At 72.6% G+C, this 6,277-nt stretch carries 6 protein-coding genes and 2 pseudogenes; 1 reads left to right on the top strand and 7 read right to left on the bottom strand.

Going from position 1 to position 6,277, the window contains the following annotated elements; genetic code table 11:
- From AB0B41_RS42400 to AB0B41_RS42375, 6 genes and pseudogenes are all read right to left on the bottom strand, one after another.
- A pseudogene (locus AB0B41_RS42400) lies at positions 1-92 on the bottom strand (transposase); the annotation flags it as partial.
- 133 nt (positions 93-225) lie between these two features.
- Complete coding sequence (locus AB0B41_RS42395; protein WP_358212801.1) at positions 226-753, bottom strand: MarR family transcriptional regulator; 528 nt, start codon at positions 751-753, stop codon at positions 226-228.
- Positions 743-1,585 carry a fatty acid--CoA ligase family protein gene (locus AB0B41_RS42390; RefSeq protein WP_358212799.1) on the bottom strand — a complete coding sequence of 281 codons (843 nt, stop codon included), beginning with the start codon at positions 1,583-1,585 and terminating at the stop codon, positions 743-745. Before AB0B41_RS42390 ends, AB0B41_RS42395 begins: the two co-directional genes overlap by 11 nt.
- 91 nt (positions 1,586-1,676) lie before the next feature.
- Positions 1,677-1,937 (bottom strand): annotated as a pseudogene (locus AB0B41_RS42385) (SDR family oxidoreductase); the annotation flags it as partial.
- Between the two features lie 219 nt (positions 1,938-2,156).
- On the bottom strand, positions 2,157-2,501 hold the full coding sequence (locus AB0B41_RS42380) for an AMP-binding protein (protein ID WP_358212797.1): 345 nt from the start codon (positions 2,499-2,501) through the stop codon (positions 2,157-2,159).
- A gap of 489 nt (positions 2,502-2,990) precedes the next feature.
- Entirely contained in the window at positions 2,991-3,926 is a 936-nt protein-coding gene (locus tag AB0B41_RS42375) for an alpha/beta hydrolase (RefSeq protein ID WP_358212796.1), read from the bottom strand.
- 100 nt (positions 3,927-4,026) lie between these two features.
- Between AB0B41_RS42375 and AB0B41_RS42370 the strand changes: the two genes are divergently transcribed.
- Positions 4,027-5,574 carry a long-chain fatty acid--CoA ligase gene (locus AB0B41_RS42370; RefSeq protein WP_358212794.1) on the top strand — a complete coding sequence of 516 codons (1,548 nt, stop codon included), beginning with the start codon at positions 4,027-4,029 and terminating at the stop codon, positions 5,572-5,574.
- A gap of 1 nt (position 5,575) precedes the next feature.
- Here the strand turns inward: AB0B41_RS42370 and AB0B41_RS42365 are convergent.
- The coding region (locus AB0B41_RS42365) for a 3,4-dihydroxy-2-butanone-4-phosphate synthase (protein WP_358212792.1) at positions 5,576-6,277 on the bottom strand (702 nt) is incomplete at its 5' end.

Below are 6,277 nucleotides of genomic sequence, written 5' to 3'. Positions count from 1 at the left end.
GTGCCCTCGCGCAGCTTGGGGATCGCGAGCTCGACGGTGCCGGCGCGGGTGTCCCACTCCCGGGGCCGGTAGCCATTGCGCCGGTTCGTCCGGGCGCCGTCTCACGTCACGACGCCACGCCGCTCACCAGCGAGGGGCTCGTACACCACCCCCGAGGACGCAGCCCGACTGTGGCCAGGGGGCCAAATCGGCCTTTGCATGACCTGGCGTTCGGCGGGGACCGGATCACGGCGCGGGTGGCACGGCGTCCTCGAGGAGTGACTCCAGAAGTGGCAGCACCTTCCTGATCGCCCTCCGGCCCTCAGCATCCAGCCGTTGCAGGCGGCGTCCCACGAGAGCGGTTCGTCGGCCGAGGACGTCAGCCAGGCGGCTCGCGCCGTTCGGCGAGAGCGTGATCAGGGCCCTTCTGGCGTCGGCGGGATCCGTCGCTCGGGTGACCAGACCCCGTCGTTCCAGGGCGTTGACGACGCGGGACATCGTCGGCACGGTCACCGCCTCGCACCGGGCGAGCTCCGACAAGGTCAACCGGCCCTGCGATGTCACGGTGGCCAGCACGGCGAGTTGAAGAGGCGGAGGCGAATCGGAGCTGTCGATACGGATCCGTCGCTGCAGACGACCTACAGCGAGCCTGAGCCGGGTCGCCTCGTCGAGAAGCTCCGTATCGGGCGAAACGCGAGTTGCCGGTTTTGGCGTCTTCCACCCCTCCTCCTGCCGATCCCTCGGAATCGCGCTCAGGCGGTCGTCAGCGAGCACTACCCGACACGGCACCGAGCTCCTGCCGCAGCAGCCGGCGGAGGGGCTTTCCGGTGTCGGTGTGTGGGAGTGTGTCGCGGACGTGGACCCGCGCAGGTGTCTTGGCCGACCGCAGCCGCGCACGGACAAGGGTCCGGAGCTCGGCCTCGAGCGCCGTGTCGTCGGTGACGGGCGCGGGCGGAACGATTGCCGCCAACGGGACCTCGCCCCACTCGGGGTCCGGGACACCGAACACGATCACCTCGGCGACGGCGGGGTGCGCGAGATGAACATCCTCGATCTCGCGCGGTGAAAGGTTCTCGCCCCCACGGACGATGACGTCGTCGGCGCGGCCGTCGAGGAAGAGGTAACCGTCTGCGTCAAGGTAGCCGCGGTCTCGGGTCGGGAACCAGCCGTCCGCGTCGGTCGCCGTGTGCGACAGGTACTCACCCGCCACCTGCTCACCTCGGACCATGATCTCTCCGGGCTCGCCCGGAGGCAGGACGCGGCCGGCATCGTCCCGGATCTCGATCTCCACGGTGGGTAGGGGTCTGCCGACGGAGCCGAGCCGGGCGCGGAGGACGGGATCCGTCGAGCCGACGGCGTTGCGGTGGTCCTGTGGGCTCAGTACGGCGATGGTGGAGCTGGTCTCGGTGAGCCCGTACGCGTTGACCAGATCGACGTGCGGCAGCAGCCGCAGCGCGCGCTCGACGACCGGAGCCGGCATCCGCCCGCCGCCGTAGGACAGGTGACGCAGCGACGGCAGGGACTCGCCCCGATCCTCGAGAACGTCCAGTATCCGGCCGAGCATGGTCGGTACGACCATCGCGTGGGTGACCGACTCGGTGCGCACCCGCTCGACCCAGCCTTCGGCCGTGAACGAGGGCCATCGCCGCCACCGCTCGCCGCAGCACGTCGAAGGCGTCGACGAGGTTGACGTCGAGCGTCCTCTTGAACACGTCGAGCGAGTGGAGGTCACCCTTGCGACCAGCACCCGCGCGGCCGGGCTGATCCCCGCGGCGTTCACACAGGTTGATTCGGCCGAAGTGTTCGGCGACAGCCCCGACTGCCTTCTCGACGTCGGCCTCGTCCGAGATGTCGCAGGGCAAGAAGAGTGCGTTCTCGCCCAACGAGGCCGCGAACTCCGCCCCCGCCGAGGACGGCAGGTCAAGGATCCCGACCTTGCCGCCGCGTTTGGTCAGCATGCGGGCGGTGCCGCCGCCGAGCCCGGAGGCTCCGCCGGTGACCAGTCCGATCGCGTTCTCGATCTGCACGTGCACGTCTCCTTGGTAGGGGCTAGGGGTGTCTGCGGACCGCGCGAGGGCGCGGCACGGAATTCGTTCGGCGACCGATGAGCCAGACGTAGCCCGCCTCGTCCATCCCGGCTGTACGACCGGTGCGCAGCCAGCCATCAGGGCCGACCCTCACCTCGGTGCGCCGGGCTCTCCGCGGTACCCGCGCATCAGGTGCGGGCCGCGGACGAGAAGCTCGCCATCCGGGGCGATGCGGGTCTCGGTGGCGGGCAGCGCGGTGCCGACGCTTCCGACCCGAACGGCGCCGGGCGGTGGCATCGTCGCCAGCCCGGCGGTCTCGGGTGTACCCCAGAACTCGGCCAGCGGAAGACCGAGCGCGAGCAGGAGGTCCTGAGTGGCCGGCGCCGGACCGGGGTTCGATGAGCAGCAGGTCGCACTTGTCCAGCCCGAGCTCCCTCCGGACCGCCCCGAGCTGCTGCACGTCGGCTTGTTCGTAGGTCCGCTCCAGCTCGGCACTCACCCACTCGCCGCGATGGGCCAGTGCGAGTCTGCGGGTGACCGCCTCGACGGCATCCGCCATCCCGGACAGCCGATCCCGCAGGCGCAGGCAGAGCCGGTCCCACGTCTGCGGAGCGGCCAGCATCCACGTTGGCCTGGTCTCGGCGACCGCGGCGAACACCTGCTCGGGATCGCCGACAGTCGTGATCGCATATCCCGCGACCATCTGCAGGTAGTGCCCGAACACCCGCGCCACGGGCTGCGTGTGAGGCAGGGTGCGACAGACAAGTCCCCCGTTCGCGAAAGGGGAACCACTTCCGACAGGCGTCCAACATGTAGGTCAGGTTCGAGTGGGTAAGCTCGATCGCCCCGACCCGGCCGCTCGGCGCGAGCTGGTCGCGGGCGGGCTCGCAGCCCGCCGACGTCCTGCCCCTTCTTGGGCGCGAGAAGGCTCAGCGCAGGCCCTTGAGCTGCGGCTCAGCGGCAGAGCATCACCCGTACGAAGGATCACCCGGGGTCGAGGTGGAGCGCCCTTCCGAGCACGGCGACCCGTTCCGCGGCCTCCCGTCGGGAGACCGCCGCGGGGAGCAATCCGGAACCGTGGAAGGTGCCGGGGAACAGGTGCAGCTCGACGGACACACCCGCGGCCTGCAGTCCGAGTGCGTAGGCGATGCCCTCGTCCCGCAGCGGGTCGAGAGCCATCACCGAAACGTAGGCGGGCGGCAGCCCGGCCAGGTCGGTCGCCCGGGCGGGAGCGGCATGCGGAGAGACGTCCGCCCCGCCTCGCACACCCTCTCCGAGGTAAGCGTCCCAGCTGCGTACGACAGACTCCCGCGTCCACATCGGGGTGTCGACGAAGGCCCGCGCGCTGGGGGTGGCAGCCCGGTCGTCCAGCTCGGGGATGGACAGGTACTGGAAGGCCGGGCGCGGTCCACCGCGGTCTCGCAGCCGCAGGGCCAGTGCGGCGCAGAGGCCACCGCCGGCACTGGACCCCTGGAGCGCGATGCGAGCGGGGTCGATGCCCAGCTCGACTCCCCCGGGCCCGGCGAGCCAGCTCAGCGCGGTGTCGCAGTCCTGCAGCCCGGCCGGATAGGGATGCTCGGGCGCGAGCCGGTACTCGACGCTCACCACCGTGACTCCGAGGGCGCGGACCAGGTCGGCGTTCACCGTGTCCCCGTCCCGCGCCTCGCCGCACACGAACCCGCCACCGTGGACGTCGAGCACGGCGGCGGGCTCCCGGGCGCCGGCCGGCCGCAGGACCCGCACGGGCACCCCACCGGGCAGCACCCGCTCGGTGACCTCGACGCCAGTGAGGTCCGGCGCGGGCATGGCGGCGAAGGTGCGGCGCAGGACGTGCCGCGCCCGCTCGGGGTCCCGCAGGTCGGCGGGCCGCAGCCGCGGGGCGATCGCGACGAACTCCGCGTCCAGCGTGAGGTGAGTCATGCTTCTGCCCCAATTACGCCGCGAGCCGGGCCGGAGGTGCGCACTACCGTCGTCATGTGAAGGACGGTACCGTCGGAGATCGCGACCAGGAAGGACGACGATGTACCTGACGCAGGCCCTGCACCGCGCCGTGCAGCAGACACCCGACCTCGCGGCGACGATCTTCGGAGACCGCGTCCGCACGTGGCGGGAGTGCCACGACCGCGTCGCCCGGCTCGCGGGGGCCCTGCGCGCGCTCGGCGTCGAGCCGTGTGACCGCGTCGCGATTCTCGCCCTCAACTGCGACGACTACCACGACGTGCAGCTTGCCGTGCCGTGGGCGGACGCGGTCACCGTCCCGGTCAACACCCGCTGGAGCGCGGCCGAGGTGGCCTTCTCGCTCACCGACGCGGGGGCCGGCGTGCTGGTCGTCGACGACACCTTCACCGACCAGGTGGAGCAGCTGCGCGCGCTCGCCCCCGGCCTGCGCACCGTGATCCACACCGGCAGCAGGCCGCCTGCGGGCGCGCTGCGCCTGGAGGAGCTCGTGGCCGGCGCCGAGCCCGTCGAGGACGCGCGCCGCGGTGGGGACGCGCTCGCCGCCGTCTACTACACCGGCGGCACCACGGGCACGCCCAAGGGCGTGATGCTCAGCCACACCAACCTGGTCACGGCGGCCCTCGGCGCGGCGGCGACCGGCGAGTTCATGACACCCGGCGGGCGGCTGCTACACAGCGCCCCGATGTTCCACCTCGCCGACGGGGCGGGCTGGATCGCCCGCAACCTCGTCGGCGGGACGCACGTGGTCCTGCCCGCCTTCACGCCCGCGGGGGTCGCGGAGGCGGTGGAGCGGCACCGGATCACCGACATGTTCCTCGCGCCCACCATGATCCAGATGTTCGTGGACTCACCCGAGGCGCGGGAGCGCGACCTCTCCAGCCTGGACCACCTGCTCTACGGCGCCTCGCCGATCTCCGAGGCGGTGCTCGGCCGCACCATGGCTCTCCTGCCCCGCGTGCGGCTGCTCCAGGCCTACGGAATGACCGAGCTCTCCCCCACCACGACCATCCTGACCTCTGAGGACCACCTGAACGGGGACCTACGCCGCTCGGCGGGCCGCGCGGTCCCCTACGCCGAGGTGCGGATCGTGGACGCCGAGGACCGGGAGGTGCCCCGGGGCACGGTCGGCGAGATTGTGGCCCGCGGCCCGCACGTGATGCTCGGGTACTGGAACCGCCCTGAGGAGACCGCTGCCGCCCTGCGCGGCGGGTGGATGCACACCGGGGACGGCGGCCGGATGGACGAGGCGGGCTACGTGTTCGTCGTCGACCGGATCAAGGACATGATCGTGTCCGGCGGGGAGAACGTGTACTCGGCCGAGGTCGAGAACGCCCTGTCCACCCACCACGCTGTCGCGGCGTGCGCGGTCATCGGCGTGCCGGACCCCGAGTGGGGCGAGCGGGTGCACGCGGTCGTGGTGCTGCGGGAGGGGTGCGCGGCCCCGGAGGTCGAGGAGCTCCGGGCGCACTGCGCCGAGCGGATCGCCCGGTACAAGGCGCCGCGCAGCGTGGACGTGGTGGACGCGCTGCCGCTGACCCCGGCGGCGAAGGTGAACAAGCGCGAGCTGCGCGCCCGCTATTGGGACGGGTCGGACCGCCAGGTGTCCTGACTCAGCCCACCGCCGCGCAGAACTCGCTGGACACGCCGACCCCGAAGGCGCTCAGCACCTCCGCCGCGGCGGGGTCGAGCCCGACCGGGAGCACGGCGTCCACGCCGAGATCGGCGAGAACGGCCGCGGCGGTCCAGGCCGCGTCGTTCGTTCCCGGATCTGGCCGAAGCCCGCAGGCCTGCGCATGAGGTGACCGGTGGTACACCAGCACGCCGCGGCCCGTGCCGCCGATCCGGGCGAGCGCATCCGCCCAGGTCCGGCGACATCCGCAGGCGGTGGACCCGAGGACGTCGCCGGTGAGGCACTCCGCGTGGACGTGCAGCGGCACCGGCTCCGGTTCTCCGAGCGCGCCCGCCACCAGAACGACGTGCTCGGCACCCGGTGTCGCGGACCCGCTCGTCCCGCGGTAGCCGAGCGCCCGGAACCGCCCTGCCGCGGTCGGGAGGTCCGCGACGGCGGCGCGCTCCACCTGAGGCTCGGTGCGCCGCCGGTAGTCGCGCACGGCCCTCGCCGATACCCGGACCAGCCCATGTCGTCGGGCGAACTCCTCCGCCTCGATCCGCCCCGCGAGCTCCCCGGACGGGCCGAGCAGGACCGCGCCCGCCGCCGCCACGCCCGCACCGGCCGCCCGGGCCAGGTCCGCGGCCGCCTCGGCGAAGCCGAGGCGGACGTGCACTCCGCCCGCGGCGGCCCGCAGCGGCAG

The sequence above is a fragment of the Pseudonocardia sp. NPDC049154 genome (assembly GCF_040648315.1).
Lineage (GTDB): Bacteria > Actinomycetota > Actinomycetes > Mycobacteriales > Pseudonocardiaceae > Pseudonocardia.
The sequence above is the reverse complement of the archived record's forward strand: the minus strand, read 5'-3'. Positions and strand labels throughout refer to the sequence as shown.